This is a genomic window from Bradyrhizobium sp. 14AA, from assembly GCF_054185205.1.
Map to the genome: position 1 here is coordinate 75,171 of NZ_JAVAYM010000025.1, position 17,221 is coordinate 92,391.

The 17,221-nt window shown below is 65.0% G+C and carries 13 protein-coding genes; 9 read left to right on the plus strand and 4 right to left on the minus strand.

What is annotated here, in order from left to right; all coding sequences use genetic code 11:
* Positions 1-56: 56 nt before the first annotated feature.
* The 3 genes from RAD15_RS34325 (at position 57) to ybaK (ending at position 5,278) form a co-directional block, all read left to right on the plus strand.
* Entirely contained in the window at positions 57-1,766 is a 1,710-nt protein-coding gene (locus RAD15_RS34325) for an NADH-ubiquinone oxidoreductase-F iron-sulfur binding region domain-containing protein (protein WP_458183055.1), read from the plus strand.
* Complete coding sequence (gene fdhF / locus RAD15_RS34330) at positions 1,763-4,531, plus strand: formate dehydrogenase subunit alpha (RefSeq protein ID WP_458183056.1); 2,769 nt, start codon at positions 1,763-1,765, stop codon at positions 4,529-4,531. Before RAD15_RS34325 ends, fdhF begins: the two co-directional genes overlap by 4 nt.
* A gap of 273 nt (positions 4,532-4,804) precedes the next feature.
* The gene (ybaK, locus tag RAD15_RS34335) at positions 4,805-5,278 is read left to right on the plus strand and encodes a Cys-tRNA(Pro) deacylase (RefSeq protein WP_458183058.1); all 474 of its coding nucleotides are present in this window, start codon (positions 4,805-4,807) and stop codon (positions 5,276-5,278) included.
* A gap of 10 nt (positions 5,279-5,288) precedes the next feature.
* On the opposite strand, the gene RAD15_RS34340 is transcribed toward ybaK, so the two are convergent.
* Positions 5,289-5,984 (minus strand): GntR family transcriptional regulator, encoded by a 696-nt coding sequence (locus RAD15_RS34340; protein WP_458183060.1) that lies wholly within the window; start codon positions 5,982-5,984, stop codon positions 5,289-5,291.
* A gap of 155 nt (positions 5,985-6,139) precedes the next feature.
* Here RAD15_RS34340 and tcuA point away from each other — a divergent pair, with 155 nt between their 5' ends.
* The 5 genes from tcuA (at position 6,140) to RAD15_RS34365 (ending at position 10,501) form a co-directional block, all read left to right on the plus strand.
* Positions 6,140-7,531 carry an FAD-dependent tricarballylate dehydrogenase TcuA gene (gene tcuA, locus RAD15_RS34345; protein ID WP_458183062.1) on the plus strand — a complete coding sequence of 464 codons (1,392 nt, stop codon included), beginning with the start codon at positions 6,140-6,142 and terminating at the stop codon, positions 7,529-7,531.
* 22 nt (positions 7,532-7,553) lie between these two features.
* On the plus strand, positions 7,554-8,582 hold the full coding sequence (locus RAD15_RS34350; RefSeq protein ID WP_458183064.1) for an esterase: 1,029 nt from the start codon (positions 7,554-7,556) through the stop codon (positions 8,580-8,582).
* Between the two features lie 4 nt (positions 8,583-8,586).
* Positions 8,587-9,693, plus strand: a complete 1,107-nt coding sequence (gene tcuB, locus RAD15_RS34355; protein ID WP_458183066.1) for a tricarballylate utilization 4Fe-4S protein TcuB — start codon at positions 8,587-8,589, stop codon at positions 9,691-9,693.
* A 72-nt stretch (positions 9,694-9,765) separates the two neighbouring features.
* Positions 9,766-9,924, plus strand: coding sequence for a DUF5993 family protein (locus tag RAD15_RS34360; protein ID WP_458183068.1), 159 nt, complete (start codon positions 9,766-9,768; stop codon positions 9,922-9,924).
* 10 nt (positions 9,925-9,934) lie between these two features.
* Entirely contained in the window at positions 9,935-10,501 is a 567-nt protein-coding gene (locus RAD15_RS34365; protein ID WP_458183070.1) for a disulfide bond formation protein B, read from the plus strand.
* Here RAD15_RS34365 and RAD15_RS34370 read toward each other — a convergent pair.
* On the minus strand, positions 10,494-11,183 hold the full coding sequence (locus RAD15_RS34370) for an esterase/lipase family protein (protein ID WP_458183072.1): 690 nt from the start codon (positions 11,181-11,183) through the stop codon (positions 10,494-10,496). The two genes, RAD15_RS34365 and RAD15_RS34370, sit on opposite strands and share 8 nt — an antisense overlap.
* Positions 11,184-11,188: 5 nt before the next feature.
* Entirely contained in the window at positions 11,189-14,593 is a 3,405-nt protein-coding gene (locus RAD15_RS34375) for an acyl-[ACP]--phospholipid O-acyltransferase (RefSeq protein WP_458183074.1), read from the minus strand.
* Positions 14,594-15,268: 675 nt separating this feature from the next.
* Between RAD15_RS34375 and RAD15_RS34380 the strand changes: the two genes are divergently transcribed.
* Entirely contained in the window at positions 15,269-15,889 is a 621-nt protein-coding gene (locus RAD15_RS34380; protein ID WP_458183186.1) for a TetR/AcrR family transcriptional regulator, read from the plus strand.
* Between the two features lie 13 nt (positions 15,890-15,902).
* Here RAD15_RS34380 and RAD15_RS34385 read toward each other — a convergent pair whose 3' ends face one another.
* Positions 15,903-17,210 carry a GGDEF domain-containing protein gene (locus RAD15_RS34385; RefSeq protein ID WP_458183076.1) on the minus strand — a complete coding sequence of 436 codons (1,308 nt, stop codon included), beginning with the start codon at positions 17,208-17,210 and terminating at the stop codon, positions 15,903-15,905.
* Positions 17,211-17,221 lie beyond the last annotated feature (11 nt).

The window sequence follows — 17,221 nt, forward strand, 5'->3', positions numbered from 1 at the left end:
CGCGATGGCGATTCTGTCTGAAGTCATTGGGCTTTTGAGGAGAACGCGACGTTTCCATGAGCAGCAACGACGACGTTCACAAGGTCAGAGAATTCGAGCATCCGGGCGAGGGCCGTCGGCGCGCCAAGGCCACCCCCAAGGGGCGGCAGGTCGATCCGACCGCCTCCCATGAGATCGAGCAATTGCTCGGCGACAGGCCGCGGCGGCGCGATCTCCTGATCGAATATCTGCACCTGATCCAGGACAAATATCATCAGATCTCGGCCGCGCATCTTGCCGCGCTCGCCGACGAGATGAAGCTCGCCTTCGCCGAAGTGTTCGAGACCGCGACCTTCTACGCGCACTTTGATGTGGTGAAGGAGGGCGAGCCGAACATTGCGCCGCTGACGATCCGTGTCTGCGATTCGCTGACCTGCGCGATGCTCGGCGGCGAGAAGCTGCTCGAGGATCTGCAGAGCGCGTCCGGGCCCGGCATCCGCGTCGTGCGCGCGCCCTGCGTCGGCCGTTGCGACACCGCGCCCGCTGCCGAAGTCGGCCACAACTTCGTCGACCATGCGACCGTCGCCAACGTGATGGCGGCGGCGAAGGCGGGCGACACCCACGCCCATCTGCCCAAATACATCGACTACGACGCCTATGTCGCCGGCGGCGGCTACAAGTTGCTCAATCGCCTGCTCTCCGGCGAATTGTCGAAGGACGATCTCCTCAAGTCGCTCGATGACGCCTCGCTGCGCGGTCTCGGCGGCGCCGGCTTCCCGACGGGGCGCAAATGGCGCGCGGTGCTCGGTGAACCCGGTCCGCGGCTGATGGCGATCAATGGCGACGAGGGCGAGCCCGGCACGTTCAAGGATCGCGTCTATCTCGAAAGCGATCCGCATCGCTTCATCGAAGGCATGCTGATCGGCGCGCATGTAGTGCAGGCCTCCGACGTCTACATCTATCTGCGCGATGAATATCCGGCCTCGCGCGAGATCCTGGAGCGCGAGATCGCCAAGCTCCCGCCGGGCGGTCCGACGCTGCATATGCGCCGCGGCGCCGGTGCCTACATCTGCGGCGAGGAGTCCTCGCTGCTCGAAAGCATCGAGGGCAAGCGCGGCCTGCCCCGGCACAAGCCGCCTTATCCGTTCCAGGTCGGCCTGTTCGGCCTGCCGACGCTGATCAACAACATCGAGACGCTGTGGTGGGTGCGCGACATCGTCGAGAAGGGCGCCGACTGGTGGAAGGGCAATGGCCGCCATGAGCGCCACGGTCTGCGCAGTTTCTCGGTCTCGGGCCGCGTCAAGAACCCCGGCATGAAGCTCGCGCCGTCAGGCATCACCGTGCGCGAGCTGATCGACGAATATTGCGGTGGCATGGCCGACGGCCATCAGTTCTACGCGTACCTGCCGGGCGGTGCGTCCGGCGGCATCCTGCCGGCGTCGATGGATGACATCCCGCTCGATTTCGGCACGCTGGAAAAATACGGCTGCTTCATCGGCTCGGCCGCAATCGTGATCCTGTCGCAGAAGGACAGCGTGCGCGCGGCTGCGCTCAACCTGATGAAGTTCTTCGAGGACGAGAGCTGCGGCCAGTGCACGCCGTGCCGCGTCGGAACCCAGAAGGCGGCGCTGCTGATGCAGAAGCCGGTCTGGAACCGCGCATTGCTCGAAGAATTGAGCCAAGCGATGCGCGATGCCTCTATCTGCGGTTTGGGGCAGGCGGCATCCAATCCGCTCGCCACCGTGATCAAATATTTCCCTGACGAGTTCAAGGAAGCGGCCGAATGACCAAGATTACGTTCGAGCTCGACGGCAAGCAGGTCGAGGCCAATCCCGGCGAAACGATCTGGCAGGTCGCGCAGCGCCAGGGCCGCGAGATTCCGCATCTCTGTTATTCGCCGGCGCCCGACTATCGCCCCGACGGCAACTGCCGCGCCTGCATGGTCGAGATCGAGGGCGAGCGCGTGCTGGCGGCATCGTGCAAGCGCACGCCGTCGGTCGGCATGAAGGTGAAGAGCGAGTCCGCGCGTGCGACTGCCGCGCAAAAAATGGTGATGGAGCTGCTCGTTGCCGACCAGCCGGCGCGCGAGACCTCGCACGATCCGGATTCGAAGTTCTGGCACTGGGCCGAGACCACAGGCGTCACCGAGAGCCGCTTCCCCGCCGCCGAGCGCTGGGCGACCGACGCCAGCCATCCGGCGATGCGCGTCAATCTCGATGCCTGCATCCAGTGCGGCCTGTGCGTGCGCGCCTGCCGCGAAGTCCAGGTCAACGACGTCATCGGCATGGCCTATCGCAACCATGGCTCGAAGATCGTGTTCGACTTCGACGATCCCATGGGCGAGTCCACCTGCGTTGCCTGCGGCGAATGCGTGCAGGCCTGTCCGACCGGTGCTTTGATGCCGGCCGTGATGCTCGACGACAAGCAGACCCGCGTGACTTACGCGGACAAGAAGGTCGATTCGCTCTGCCCGTTCTGCGGCGTCGGCTGTCAGGTGACCTACGAGGTCAAGGACGAGAAGGTGATCTATGCCGAGGGTCGCGATGGTCCCGCCAATCGCAATCGTCTCTGCGTCAAGGGCCGCTTCGGCTTCGACTACATCCACCATCCGCATCGCCTGACCAAGCCGCTGGTGCGGCTGCCGAATGCGAAGAAGGATTCCAACGACCAGGTCGATCCCGCCAATCCCTTCACGCATTTCCGCGAAGCGAGCTGGGAAGAAGCGCTCGATATCGCGGCGAAGGGCCTCGTCAAGATCCGCGACGAGAAGGGCGTGAAGGCGCTGGCCGGCTTCGGCTCGGCCAAGGGCTCGAACGAAGAGGCCTATCTGTTCCAGAAGCTGGTGCGCACCGGCTTCGGCTCGAACAATGTCGATCACTGCACCCGTCTGTGCCACGCCTCGTCGGTGGCGGCGCTGTTCGAAGGCCTGAGCTCGGGCGCGGTGTCGGCGCCGTTCTCGGCCGCGATGGACGCCGAAGTCATCATCGTGATCGGCGCCAATCCGACCGTGAACCATCCGGTCGCCGCGACCTTCATCAAGAACGCGGTCAAGCAGAACGGCGCAAAACTGTTCGTGATGGATCCGCGCCGGCAGACGCTGTCGCGCCATGCGACCAAGCATCTGCAGTTCAAGCCGGGCTCCGACGTCGCCATGCTGAACGCGATGATCAACACGATCATCACCGAAGGCCTGACCGACGACCAGTACATCGCCGGCTACACCGAAGGCTTCGAGGATCTCAAGGAGAAGATCAAGGAGTTCACGCCGGAGAAGATGGAGGCGATCTGCGGCATCCCGGCGCAGACGCTGCGCGAGGTGGCGCGGACCTATGCCCGCGCAAAATCCTCGATCATCTTCTGGGGCATGGGCATCAGCCAGCATGTCCACGGCACCGACAATGCGCGCTGCCTGATCGCGCTGGCGCTGATCACCGGCCAGGTCGGCCGTCCCGGCACGGGCCTGCATCCGCTGCGCGGCCAGAACAACGTGCAGGGCGCCTCCGACGCCGGCCTGATCCCGATGTTCCTGCCGGACTATCAGCCGGTCGGCCGCGACGATCTGCGCGGCAGCTTCGAGAAGCTCTGGCAGCAGGATCTCGATCCCGTCCGTGGCCTGACCGTGGTCGAGATCATGAATGCGATCCATGCCGGCGAGATCACGGGCATGTATATCGAGGGTGAGAACCCCGCGATGTCCGACCCGGACCTCCAGCATGCGCGCCAGGCGCTTGCCATGCTCGATCATCTCGTGGTGCAGGATCTCTTCGTCACCGAGACCGCGTTCCATGCCGACGTCATCCTGCCGGCTTCGGCGTTCGCGGAGAAGGACGGCTCCTTCACCAACACCGATCGCCGCGTGCAGCTCGCGCGCCAGGTAATCAAGCCGCCCGGCGATGCGCGGCAGGATCTCTGGATCATCCAGGAAATCGGCAAGCGCATGGGCCTGTCCTGGAATTACTCCGGTCCCGGTGAAGTCTTCACCGAGATGGCAGAGCTGATGCCGTCGCTGAAGAACATCACCTGGGAGCGGCTGGTGCGCGAAGGCGCGGTGACCTATCCGGTCGACGATCCCAACAAGCCCGGCAACGAGATCATCTTCACCACAGGCTTCCCGACCGCGAGCGGCCGCGGCAAGATCGTGCCGGCCAAGGTGATCCCGCCGGACGAGATTCCCGACGCCGAATACCCGATGGTGCTGTCGACCGGCCGCGTGCTGGAGCACTGGCACACCGGCTCGATGACGCGCCGCGCGCAGGTGCTCGATCAGATCGAGCCCGAGGCGGTCGCGTTCATGTCGCCGAAGGATATGCGCAAGAAGAAGCTCGCGCCGGGCGATTTCATTCGCCTGGAGACCCGCCGCGGCGCCGTCGAGGTCAAGGTGCGATCCGACCGCGACGTGCCGGAGAACATGGTCTTCATGCCGTTCTGCTACGCGGAGGCGGCGGCGAACCTGCTGACCAACCCCGCGCTCGATCCGTTCGGCAAGATCCCGGAGTTCAAGTTCTGCGCGGCACGGGCCGAACGGGCCGAGATGCGGGACGCGGCGGAGTAGGACTCCGCTGTCGTTTTGATGGCTTGGTGGTTGGACAGTGCGGCGCTGCCAAACATTCGGTGTCGTCCTGGCGAAAGCCAGGACCCATACCGCGGAATCCATCAATTGCGGATGCTCGCAGTACCGGACCACGAATCTTCGCCAAACAACTCCCTGGGGTAATGGGTCCTGGCTTTCGCCAGGACGACAGCGGAGGGTGGGATGCGCAAGAGCATCCGCACGCGTCATTGCTTAGTCGCTTCGTTCCTCGCAAGGACGGTGCTAACGTGCCCCATGTCCAAAGCCACCCCAGCCACCCGCGCGCTTGACGCCGCCGGTGTCGCCTTCACCGTCCACACTTACGACTACGATCCCGACGCCGAGAGCATCGGGCTCCAGGCGGCGGCAGCGCTGGGCGAGGATCCGGCGCGCGTCCTCAAGACGCTGATGGCGCTGGTTGACGGCAAGTCGGTCTGTGTCATCGTCCCGTCCGATCAGGAAGTCTCAATGAAGAAGCTCGCCGCAGCCGTGGGCGGCAAGGCGGCGCAGATGATGAAGCCGCCGGAGGCCGAGCGCGTCACCGGCTACAAGGTTGGCGGCATCAGCCCGTTCGGGCAACGCAAGTCCGTGCGCACCGTGATCGAGCAGAGCGCGCTCGCGCATGATCTGGTCTATCTCAATGGCGGCCAGCGCGGCTTGCAGGTGCGGATGAAGCCCGGTGACGTCAGGGATGTGTTGAAGGCGGTCACCGCGGATGTGATCGCCTGAGCGCGCGCGGCTACTGCTTCTGCAACAGCTTCAGCCGGCAGCGCAGCGCCTCGCGGATGTGCGCGCGCGCCAGCTGCTCGGCCTTGTCGCCGTCGCGCGCGGCGATGGCCTTGATGATGGCCTGATGCTCGCCATGGCTGGTCGAGGGGCGTCCCGTCACCGTGAAAGTGGTCGGGCCAAGCAGGGCGATCCAGTCCTGCAATTCGCCTGACGCATTGTCGAGATAGCGGTTACGCGCGGCGCGGCAGATGGCCTCGTGGAAGGCGCGGTTGAGCCTTGCCAATTCTCCTGCCATCTCGGCGGCGTCGGTCGCGGAGGCCTCGACAAATGCCTGCTCGATGTCGCGGAGCGCGTCGATCTCGGGCGGTGAGGCGTGCCCGGCGGCGAGGCGCGCGGCGGCGCCTTCCATGATCTCGCGCATGGCGTAGAGCTCGAGCACCTCCGAGATGTCGAGGTTGCGCACGATCAGTCCTCGGCCGCCCGCGGGCTCGACGAAGCCGCGTGCTGCCAGCCGGCCCAGAGCTTCCCGGACCGGTGTGCGGCTGACCTTGAGCCGCTGCGCAACCTCCTCCTCGCGCAGGCGGTCGCCGGCGCGATAACTGCCGGCCTGAAGCGCCTCGCAGAGCGAGCGGAACACGGCTTCGCCCAGCGCCACGCCTGAGCCGCGCGCGATCGATCCGCCTGCCTTTGCCGGGCGTCTGGCCATGTTCCCTCGGAGCAAGGCGCATCATGCCCATGCAGAGATGCCGCTTGCGCCGTTATTGTATATCTTTGTATACAAACGTGCGCAATGGCTGTCGCGGTGACCCGCGCAGCCAGCGGGCCAGAATGTCTCCAATTTCGTCGCATCGGGCAGACGGCATGAGCAGCAAATACGACGTGCTGGTGATCGGCGGCGGCAACGCGGCGCTGTGCGCGGCGATCGCCGCCCGGCGCGGCGGCGCTTCGGTGCTGGTGCTTGAAGGCGCCCCAAAATTCTATCGCGGCGGCAACACCCGCCACACCCGCAACATGCGCTGCGCCCATGACGCTGCGACCGAAATCCTGACGGGTCCCTATACCGAGGACGAATTCTGGGAGGATCTGCTGCGCGTCACCGGCGGGCAGACCGACGAGGTGCTCGCGCGCCACATGATCCGCGAGTCCAAGGACATCCTGAACTGGATCGTGGAGCAGGGCGTGCGCTGGCAGCCATCGCTCGGTGGCACGCTGAGCCTTGGCCGCACCAACTCTTTCTTCCTCGGCGGCGGTCGGGCGATGCTGAACGCGCTCTATCTCACCGCTGAGCGGCTCGGCGTGGACGTCGAGTACGACGCCGAGGTCACCGACCTCGTGATCGAGGACGGCATGTTCCTCGCCGCCCGCCTCAAGCGGCCGATCAAGGGCGAGACCGAGATCCGTGCCACCTCGCTGGTCGCGGCGGCGGGCGGGTTCGAGGCCAACATCGAATGGCTCAAGCAATATTGGGGCGAGGCCGCCGACAATTTCCTGATCCGCGGCACGCCCTATAACCGTGGCTCGATCCTGAAGATGCTGCTCGGCAAGGGCGTGCAGGAAGTCGGTGATCCCACGCAGTGCCATGCGGTCGCGATCGATGCCCGCGCGCCGAAATTCGACGGCGGCATCATCACGCGCCACGACTCCGTCGTGTTCGGCATCGTCGTCAACAAGCACGCCCAGCGCTTCTATGACGAGGGCGAGGACATCTGGCCGAAGCGCTACGCGATCTGGGGCCGGCTGGTCGCGGCGCAGCCCGACCAGATCGCCTACATCATCTTCGATTCCACCGTGGTGACGAGCTTCATGCCGACACTGTTTCCACCGATCGCCGGGCAGAGCGTCGCCGAGCTCGCCGGTAAGCTGGAGCTCGATCCGGCTGCGCTGGAGAAGACCATCACTGAATTCAACGCCGCGGTGCGGCCCGGGAGCTTCGACCACACCATTCTGGATGACTGCGTGACCGAGGGCATAACGCCCCCCAAGACGCACTGGGCGCGCAAAATCGAGACGCCGCCCTATCTCGCTTATCCGGTGCGGCCCGGCATCACCTTCACCTATCTCGGCACGCGCGTGAACAAGGAGGCGCGGATGCTGATGGCGGACGGCAAGCCGTCGGGCAATATGTTCGCGGCCGGCGAGATCATGGCCGGCAACGTGCTCGGCAAGGGCTATGCAGCCGGCATGGGCATGACCATCGGCAGCGTGTTCGGACGGATCGCGGGACGGGAAGCAGCACGCCATGCGAAGAACTAAAGAAAAGACTCTGGGAGGAACCATGTCGCGCATTGTCATTGCTTCGATCGCAGCGCTCCTGATCGCCGGCCACGCCCGCGCCGCCGAGCCGATCAGCCTGCGCGACATGGGCTCGTTCCATGTCGGTGGGCGTCTGGTCGAGATCTCCGGCAAACCGGTGAAGGAGGTCGTGTTCACGCCCGGCGGCGTGCCGGCCAAGGTCGACCCCAACGGCACCTATCAGGTCGAGCAGATGTACGTGCAGTACTTCCTGCCGGCCAACGAGACGGGCGCCTATCCGCTGCTGATGTGGCACGGCGGCGGATTGACCGGCGTCACCTACGAGACCACGCCCGACGGACGCGAAGGCTGGTTGAACTATTTCCTGCGCAAGGGGTGGGCGGTCTATAATTCCGACGCAGTGGAGCGCGGACGCGCAGGCTGGGCGCAATATCCTGACATCTTCAAGGGCGAGCCGGTCTTCCTCACCATCGCCAATCCGTTCGAGCGTTTCCGCATCGGCGATGGGCCGAACTCCTACGACCCCGATCCCGCCAAGCGAAAGCTGTTGCCGGGCAATCAGTTTCCCGTCGAGGGCTACGAGAACTTCGTCAAGCAGAACGTCCCGCGCTGGACCACGACCGACGATGCGACCATCGCCGCCTATATCGCCGAGCTCGATCGCGTCGGCCCCTCGGTGATCCTGTTCCACAGCCAGGCCGGCAGCTTCGGCTTCAAGGTCGCGCAAGCCCGGCCCGACAAGGTGAAGGCGCTGATTGCGATCGAGCCGGCCGGCATCGGCGATCCCGCCAAGGTGGATGTGCTGAAGAACATTCCGACCCTGATCATCTATGGCGACTATATCGAGCGCGATTCGCGCTGGCCCAAGATCCGCGCCAACGGGATCGCCTTTGCGGATGCCATCAAGGCGGCCGGGGGCAGCGTCGACATCGTCGACCTCCCGCAGGCCGGCATCAAGGGCAATTCGCATCTGGTGATGATGGACAAGAACAACCTCGAGGTCGCGGACCTGATTCAGAAATGGCTCGAGGCAAAGGGCCTGACGAAGTAAAGCCATGCACGGAACCAGAATTCTGGACGAAGCCGACCGTCTCATGACGGTCTGCAATTCCTGCCGCTACTGCGAGGGTCTGTGCGCTGTGTTTCCGGCGATGGAAATGCGCCGCGCCTTCTCAGACGGCGACCTCAACTATCTCGCCAATCTCTGCCATTCCTGCGGCGCCTGTTACGTCGACTGCCAGTTCTCGCCGCCGCACGAATTCAACGTCAATGTCCCGCAGACGCTCGCGGTCGCGAGGGCCGAGTCCTATGCGGCCTATGCCTGGCCGGGCGCGCTGTCCGGCGCCTTCGCGCGCAACGGCCTCGTCATCAGCATCATCGCTGCGCTCAGCATGGCGGCCTTCATTCTCGGCTTTGCCGCCTTGAACGACCGCAGCGTGCTGTTCGGCGTGCACAGCGGTCCCGGCTCGTTCTACAAGCTGATGCCGCATAACGCGATGGCTGCGCTGTTCAGTGCTGCGTTCCTCTTTGCGATCCTGGCGCTCGTCATGAGCGTGCGCGCGTTCTGGCGCGACATCGGCTCGCCGATCGGCGGCCGCGCCGATGGGGGCTCCATCTTCCAGGCGATCCGCGACGCCGGCGAACTGCGCTATCTCCATGGTGGCGGCGTCGGCTGCTACAACGAGGACGACAAGCCGACCGACCGGCGCAAGCTGTATCACCATCTGACCTTCTACGGCTTCCTGCTGTGCTTCGCCGCGACTTCAGTCGCGACGCTCTACCACTATCTTCTCGGTCGCGAGGCGCCGTATCCGTGGTGGGATCTGCCCGTGGTGCTGGGCACGCTCGGCGGCATCGGCCTGGTCTTTGGCCCGGTCGGCCTGTTCACGGCCAAGATGCGGCGCGATCCAGCGTTGCTCGACGAGAGCCGCTACGGCATGGACGTCGGCTTCATCGCCATGCTGTTCCTGACCGGGCTCACCGGCATGCTGCTTCTTATCCTGCGCGAGACTTCGGCGATGGGGCCGCTGCTCGCGCTGCATCTCGGCGCCGTGTTCGCGCTGTTCATCACCATGCCCTACGGGAAGTTCGTGCACGGCATCTACCGCTTCGCGGCGCTGGTGCGTTACGCGCAGGAGCGTCGCGGCGAAGCCGGCTCTTGAGGGGCATGCAGGGCTGACGTATCTCTTGGTTCCGTTCGCGCAACGCGCGAATCGCCTTGGGAGTCCGCGCGCATGTACATGTTCCTGCCCTTCCTGCTGGCGCTCGGAGGCTGCGCCTGCGTCTGGCGTTCGCGCGCGGGGCTGAGCTATGCGCTCTGGAGCGTAACGGTCCTCGTCACTGTGGCGTGGTTCTTTCACCACGCGACCGACCCGCTGAAATTCTCGTTCTGACGGTGTCGAGATGAACCCTGTAGAGACGAGCGAGCAACAACCGGTCGGCGCGATCCTGAACATGCTCGGGTTGCTCGGGATCTCGCTGATCCTGACCGTCGCATTCACCTATCAGCTTGCGCTTGGCGAGTTGCCCTGTCCGCTTTGCCTGCTGCAACGCGCCGGTTTCATCGCGATCGGCATGGGTTTCCTGTTCAACGCGCGCCTCGGTGAACGTCCATCCCACTACGCAATGATCCTCGTGGCGAGCCTCGTCACCGGCTTCATCTCGATGCGGCAGGTGTCGCTACATCTCGCGCCGGGCGATCCCGGATACGGCTCGGCGCTGTTGGGCTTGCATTTCTACACCTGGGCGCTGATCGCGGCGGTCATCGTCATATGCTATGTCGCGCTCGTCTTCGTGCTGAAAGACGTGACCGGCAAGCGAGGTGGGGACATGCCCCTGAACGGAGCGGCATCGAACGCGGTCTTCGCGATCTTTGCGTTGCTGGTTGCCGCAAATCTCCTGTCCACCGTGCTCGAATGTGGAGCGGGGCAGTGCGATGACAACCCGGTTCGCTATCTCTTGCTCAGGTGAGCGGTGCGGTGCGGAAACGCCCATCGCGCAGGAACGCGATGGTCTGCTCGATTGCGGCGGCGTGACGCGGAAGCCCGGTATGGGACGCCTTCACGACGATATGGTCGACCATGCCGGTCAGCCCGGCGCTTTTCACTGAGACTCGCCCGTCATTCGGTTTCGGCAGAACGAAGAGGCCGGCGACGGGATCGATGAAGCGGTTGCCGGCGATCACGCCGACCGGATAGTCGAGGGCGGGCAGGGCATCCGGCGCGGGCGCTGGCGCTGGCGTGGTGGTGAGCTCGAGCCCGGCTGGCCCGTAGAATTTGCGATAGGGCAAAAATCCCCGCAGGAGATCGGCGACCTCGCTGCCGCTGTTCGGCGTGCCCAGCATCACGACGCGGCCAAGCCGGGCTGGCCGGTGTTTTGCGATATAGGCGCGCGCGACGAGGCCGCCCATCGAATGCGCGACGAAATGCAGCGGCGCGTCGCGTTCGGCGAAACCGGCGATCGCCGGGTGAATGTCGTCTGCAAGTGCCGTGATCGGCTTCTTGCGGCTGGGATAGTCGAGATTGAGCGTCGCAAAGCCGCTCGCCCGGAGCGCCCGTTCCAGCCTCCCCAGGGATGCCGAGGTGCGCGCGATGCCATGAAGCAGAACCACTCCCGGGCATCGCGCGTCGCCTGATTGAGGCGCCTCGTGCATCTGTCTTACGCCACCTCGCGCTCCGGCGAGGAGTTCTGCTCGCGGGCCATCGTGGTTGCGGTGACGTAGTCGGTCTTGCCGGTGCCGAGCAGCGGCACCTTGTCGACCACCATGATCGCCGCAGGAACGGTCAGCTCGGACGCGCCGATCGCCTTGGCCTGGCCCTGCATCGCGCTGCGCTCGGCGGTCTTCTCCGTCGTCAGCAGCACGATGCGCTCGCCCTTGCGCTGGTCGGGGATCGACACGGCAACCGATGCAGCTTGCGGCCACAGCGTCGTCGCGATGCTCTCGACCGCCGACAGCGAGACCATTTCGCCTGCGATCTTGGCAAAGCGCTTGGCGCGTCCCTTGATCGTGATGAAGCCGGCCGCGTCGATCGCGACGATGTCGCCGGTGTCGTGCCAGCCTTCGGCGAGCGGTTCGAGCACGCCGGGATTTTCGGCCCTGAGGTAGCCGAGCATCACGTTCGGTCCGCGCACCGAGAGGCGACCGCCTTCCTCGATACCGGGGACCGGATCGAGGCGGCTTTCCATCAGCGGCGACAGGCGGCCGACGGTGCCGGGGCGGTTGGCCATCGGCGTGTTCATCGCCAGCACCGGCGCCGTCTCGGTGACGCCATAGCCTTCGAGGATGCGGATGCCGTAGCGCTCCATGAACACCTGCCGTGTCCGGTCCTTGACCGCTTCGGCGCCGGCGATCACGAGCCGCAGGGTGCGGAAGTCGTAGGCGTGCGCCGAACGCGCATAGCCGGTCAGGAACGTGTCGGTGCCGAACAGGATCGTGGCGCCGGTCTGGTAGATCAGCTCGGGCACGATCCGGTAGTGCAGCGGCGAGGGATACATGTAGATCGGAATGCCCGCGAGCATCGGCATCATCATCCCGCCGGTCAGCCCGAACGAGTGGAACACGGGCAGCACGTTGAACACCTTGTCGTTGGCGTTGGCGTCGACCCGCGCCAGAGCCTGCGCCGCGTTGGCGAGGATGTTGCGGTGGGACAGCACCACGCCCTTGGGCGTGCCTTCCGAGCCCGAGGTGAACAGCACGACGGCCGGGTCGCTGGCCTGGCGGACAACGCGCGGCGCCGTGCCTGCGAGCAGGCCCTTGATCTTGTCGGCCGTACCGATCGAAGCACGGACGTCTTCGAGATAGACGATTCGGGCCTCTGCGGAGATCGCGGCCATCAGCTTGTCGAGTTTGCCCTTCTCGATGAACGCCTTCGAGGTCAGTACGGTCTTGACCTGCGCGGCCTTCATGGCGGCGAGCACGTTGACCGGACCGGCCGAGAAGTTGAGCATCGCCGGCACGCGGCCGATGTTTTGCAGCGCCATGAAGACGACGGCGACGCCCGCGGAATTCGGCAGCAACACGCCGACATTTTCGCCGACGGCGGTGCCGTTTTCCAGCTTCCGGCTCAGGACCTGCGCGCCGAGGATCAGCTTGCGATAGGTCAGCTTGGTGCCGAGCGCGTCCTCGATGATGACCTTGCCGGTGTCGCGGTCGCGATAGGCGTGTCCGAGCGCCTCGAACAGCGAGTGATCGAGCATGGCGTTCTTGACCAGGGCGTCGATCATCACGTCCTGAAGCGCGGCGCCCGCGGCGTTGCGGCGTGCCTTGCCCTTCAGTGCCGGATCGACCGGAAGCTTGATCGGCGGCAGGATGGTGACCGTCACCCGCGGGAACCACGAGCGCTTGATCTGGCTGCTGTTGAGGTAGCTGAGATGCGAGCGCTGTGCGCCTTCGATGCGGACTGGCACGACCACGGCGTCGGCCTTGTCCGCGATCATCGCGGTGCCGTCATAGACCTTCATCAGCGAGCCGGAGACGGTGATCCGTCCTTCCGGAAAGATCACGACCGGTTCGCCCGCGGCGACGAGCTTGATCAGGTCGCGCGCGGCCAGCGGCTTGGTCGGGTCCATGGTGTAGTGCTTGACGACGCGCAGGAACGGCTTGGCCCACCAGGCCTTGGCGATGCCGGTATCCACCGCGAAACTCGCGTCGATCGGCAGCACGGCATGGAGCAGCGGGCCGTCGATCAGGCTGACGTGGTTCGGCGCGATCAGCATGCGCGTGCCGGGAGGCGGCAGGTTCTCGAGGCCGCGAATCTCGGTGCGGAACAGCGCGCGGAACAGCAGCCCGCCGAAGTCGCGCACGCCTTCCTTGCCCCACTTCGTGAGCACGAACCAGACCGCACCGAAGCTGGCGACGCCGATCCCGAAGAAGATCCAGCCGACATGAAGGCCCGCTGCCTGCAACAGCGCGACGAACAGCGAGCCGACCACCATGAAGGCGGCCTGCAGCACGTTACCCGCGGCGATGATGCGGGCGCGCTCGGACGGTGCCGACCAGGCCTGGACGGCGGCGAAGGAGGGAACGACGAACAAGCCGCCACCGAATGCGAAGGCCACGAAGTCGACCAGCATGCGCAGACCGGCGAACGAGGTCGCGAAGTCGGCCGCGGTGATGCCCTGACCCTTGGTGGTCACGCCGATGGCCCAGGCGAGATCGAGGCCGGCAAATCCCATGATGATGGCACCGATCGGCACCAGCGCGAGGTTCGGGCGAACATGGCTCAGGCTGGCTGCGAACAGCGAGCCGATGGCAATGCCGATCGCGAAGATCGCCAGGCACAGCGTCACCACGCCCTCGGTGCCACCGACGACATCCTTGACCAGCGCCGGCAGCAGCGACAGCACGATCGCGCCGACCAGCCAGAACCAGGAGACGATCACGGTGCCGTCCCACAGCCGGTGGTCGGCGTGCAGCGTCTTCAACAGGCCGAGCGTCGAGGTCCAGGGATTGGCGTTGACGGGCAGATCGGGCGCGGACGGCGTGGTCTGCGGAATGCGGGAGGCAAAGGCCCAGGACAACAGGGCGAGCACGACCACGGCCGATGCGACCCAGCCCATATGCGCCGAGCCGGCGACGAACTGGCCGCCGGCGACGGTGCCGAGCAGGATGGCCATGAAGGTCGCGCCTTCGACCAGCGCGTTGCCGGTCGCAAGCTCTCCGAGCTCGAGCTGGTCCGGCAGCATGGCGTATTTCACCGGGCCGAACAGGGCGGCGATGGTGCCGAACAGCGCAAGCGCTGCGAACAGCAGCGGCACCGAGTGCAGGAAGAAGCCGGCGGCGGCAAAGCCGGCAGCAAAAATCTCGGCGAATTTGAGCCGCCGTGCGACGACGGATTTGACGTATTTGTCGGCGAGCTGGCCGCCGAGCCCGGACAGGATGAAATAGGGGAAGATGAAGACGGCGCCTGCCGTCGTCACCAGCGCGTCACCGTGGCCGGTCGCGGCGCTGTAAAGCAGGATGATGACGAGTGCGTTCTTGAGCACGTTGTCGTTGAGCGCCGAGAAGAATTGCGCCCAGAACAGCGGCGCAAAGCGGCGTGACGACATCAAATCCCTGATCATGACGAGTCCTGTTTTGAAAAGGCAGCCTGAAGTTGTTGCGTTGTCGGTGAAGCGTCACGACCGGAAGGGCGTGGGACGAACGATTGCAGGGTGACGACGGTCGCCGGCCTGCTCTTGTCCCCTCGGTCCCTCCGATCCTGTTGGTCTCCAAGTGCTCTGGTTAGGTTCGCAAATATCTGGTCGCAGCGGCCCGGGCGGAGCCGCCGCGCTTACCGGGATAGCGCGCGGGGCGATAAGCAAAAGCTGAACGGCATCACCAAGGACCGCGTCATCGGCTGCGAATGTCGGGACATGGTAAGCCCTTCCTTGCAACCGGGTCTTGCATTCGAGCCGACCGAACGCGCCGGCTGTGCCCCCTCAGGTGAGATGGGAGAGGCGGCGAAAGGGCGAGAAGCGGCCGAGCAGGCTGAACCGGCGGCCCTCGTGACGAGCACGGGCACGGCTCGCACGCCACATCCGGAAGGTCGCGCGGCGCTCGGTCAGCACGCCGGCAATGTCGCAGGCATTTGCGATGCGATCGATCGGGGCCATGGCGAACCGCAGCAGGGTCCGGCCAAATCCGGTCACGAGAGCCGCGGCGTCATCGACGAAGGTGGAGGCGATATCAACAGCGAGGGTTTGCATTTTGGTTGTCTCCGGGTTAATTTGAACAATGTTCACATGAGTAGCTTGAAAATGAACAATGTTCAAGAAGAATCGCTGCGGGACCGAAAAAAGTTTCGCCGGAGGCTCGAGATCCTGGAGATCGCCCGCCGTATCATTGCGGCTAAGGGGTTGAGATCACTTAAGGTTCGGGACGTTGCCGAAGCTGCCGGCTGCTCGGTCGGCAGCGTCTATAACGAGTTCGGCGATTTCGACGGGGTGATCCTGACCGTCAACCGGGAGACGGTGCAGGCACTCACGGCGCGGCTGCGCGGGGTTCCGGCGGACGATCCCCTTCGCCAGCTCTATGGACTTGCCGAGACCTATCTCGATTTCTTTGCGGAGCACGCCAATCTGCTGCGCTCGCTGTTCGAGCATCGGATGGAGGACGATCGTCCCTACCCGGACGACATCCTTCAGATGGTGATGGACGCCTTCGCGCTGATGCACCCACCGCTGGTGCGGGTGCTACCGGATTTGGACGACGTGAAGATCGCGCTGCTGTCGCGCACCCTGTTCTCCGCGGTGCATGGCATCATCTCGCTCGGCCTCGAGGAGCGCATGATCGCCGTGCCGCCCCAGATGCTGCGTCAGCAGGTTGAACAGTTCCTCGATGCGCATCTTGCCGGTCTTGGGATTGCGCCTTCGCGGTGACGGAGCAACAGCGTCAGGCGCGCGCAGCCTCGCGAGGCCGGGTAGCCACGACGACGACATCAGGTCTCGCGCTCTCGACCTGGACCCGGTTGCGTCCCTTTTCCTTGGCGCGATAGCAGGCGGCGTCCGCACGCCGCATCGCCTCCTCGAGCGTGGTGTTGCTGTTCGCGATGCAGGTGACGCCGATGCTGGCGGTCACCGCAAAGCAGCGATCGTCCCAGGCAAAACTGAACAGCTCCAGTGACCGCCGCAGCCGTTCGGCGATATCGACGGCGTTCGAGGGCGAGCATTGCGGCAGGATCAGGCCGAATTCATCGCCGCCGAGCCGGGCCACCAGATCATGCGGCCGCCGGTCCTGTTGCAGGAGGCGGGAGACCTGGCAGAGCAGGCGATCACCGGCGAGATGACCGCAGCTGTCGTTGACGCTCTTGAACTGGTCGAGGTCGAGCAGGATCAGGCCCAGCGGACCCGCCGCGGTATTGTCCAGCTCGCTTTGCAGGCGCGCCTCGAAGGCCCGGCGGTTGGACAGGCTGGTCAGCCAGTCGTGCGATGCCTGCCAGGCCAGGCGTTCTTTCTCGGCATGCAAGGCATCCTCGAACGCCTGTCGTTGCAGCACCAATCGCCTTGTGTGCCAGATCAGGAGCAGGATCAGCGTCACGGCGGTAACGATGTTGATGCAGGTCAGCGTCACCTTGATGGCGCGGGAGCCTTCGCCGAGGACCGTGGAGAACCGGTTGGCGCGCACCGTGAACTCGGTGTTGAGTTCCGAGAGCCGCGACGACAGGAATTTCAGACGGCCGCTGTCGCTAACGGGACCGTTCGCCAGCTCGGACCGGATGACCTCGCCGAAGACGCTCAGCTCCAGCAGCATGGGATCGGTGGCGGTCCACTCGCGGATCGCTTCCTGAAGGAAGCTGACGCCGTTGAAATAGCGAAACAGCCAGATCAATCCCGGAACGTCATCGGGATGATTGCCGCCTTGCAGGAAGCCGATGCGGGCGGCCTCGACGTCGACCGGATCGCGCTCTAGCGCCCACCGCGCGAACTCGTCGCCGATGGGAACGGCGAGCGCGGCCTGATATTGCGCGAACTGGCTGGCATCGCCCGAATGCAGATAGCGATTGAGGAAATAGACGGCGTTTTTCTGCGAGCGTGACCACATCGCTTCGCCCGCGACATAGGCGCGAACCGACGACATGACCTCGAGACTGAATCCCGCGATCGTCGCCTGGAGCACGACGACCATCACGAAAGGCGAGACGAGCTTGATGACGTGAAGGAAGCTGTGTCCCTTCATTGACGTCGCTGTTCTGCGAAACACCGTGCGTTCCC

Coding starts and splice junctions, on each gene's coding strand:
- RAD15_RS34325 (WP_458183055.1), top strand. CDS start 57: ATGAGCAGCAACGACGACGTTCACAAGGTCAGAGAATTCGAGCATCCG.
- fdhF (WP_458183056.1), top strand. CDS start 1,763: ATGACCAAGATTACGTTCGAGCTCGACGGCAAGCAGGTCGAGGCCAAT.
- ybaK (WP_458183058.1), top strand. CDS start 4,805: ATGTCCAAAGCCACCCCAGCCACCCGCGCGCTTGACGCCGCCGGTGTC.
- RAD15_RS34340 (WP_458183060.1), bottom strand. CDS start 5,984: ATGGCCAGACGCCCGGCAAAGGCAGGCGGATCGATCGCGCGCGGCTCA.
- tcuA (WP_458183062.1), top strand. CDS start 6,140: ATGAGCAGCAAATACGACGTGCTGGTGATCGGCGGCGGCAACGCGGCG.
- RAD15_RS34350 (WP_458183064.1), top strand. CDS start 7,554: ATGTCGCGCATTGTCATTGCTTCGATCGCAGCGCTCCTGATCGCCGGC.
- tcuB (WP_458183066.1), top strand. CDS start 8,587: ATGCACGGAACCAGAATTCTGGACGAAGCCGACCGTCTCATGACGGTC.
- RAD15_RS34360 (WP_458183068.1), top strand. CDS start 9,766: ATGTACATGTTCCTGCCCTTCCTGCTGGCGCTCGGAGGCTGCGCCTGC.
- RAD15_RS34365 (WP_458183070.1), top strand. CDS start 9,935: ATGAACCCTGTAGAGACGAGCGAGCAACAACCGGTCGGCGCGATCCTG.
- RAD15_RS34370 (WP_458183072.1), bottom strand. CDS start 11,183: ATGCACGAGGCGCCTCAATCAGGCGACGCGCGATGCCCGGGAGTGGTT.
- RAD15_RS34375 (WP_458183074.1), bottom strand. CDS start 14,593: ATGATCAGGGATTTGATGTCGTCACGCCGCTTTGCGCCGCTGTTCTGG.
- RAD15_RS34380 (WP_458183186.1), top strand. CDS start 15,269: ATGAACAATGTTCAAGAAGAATCGCTGCGGGACCGAAAAAAGTTTCGC.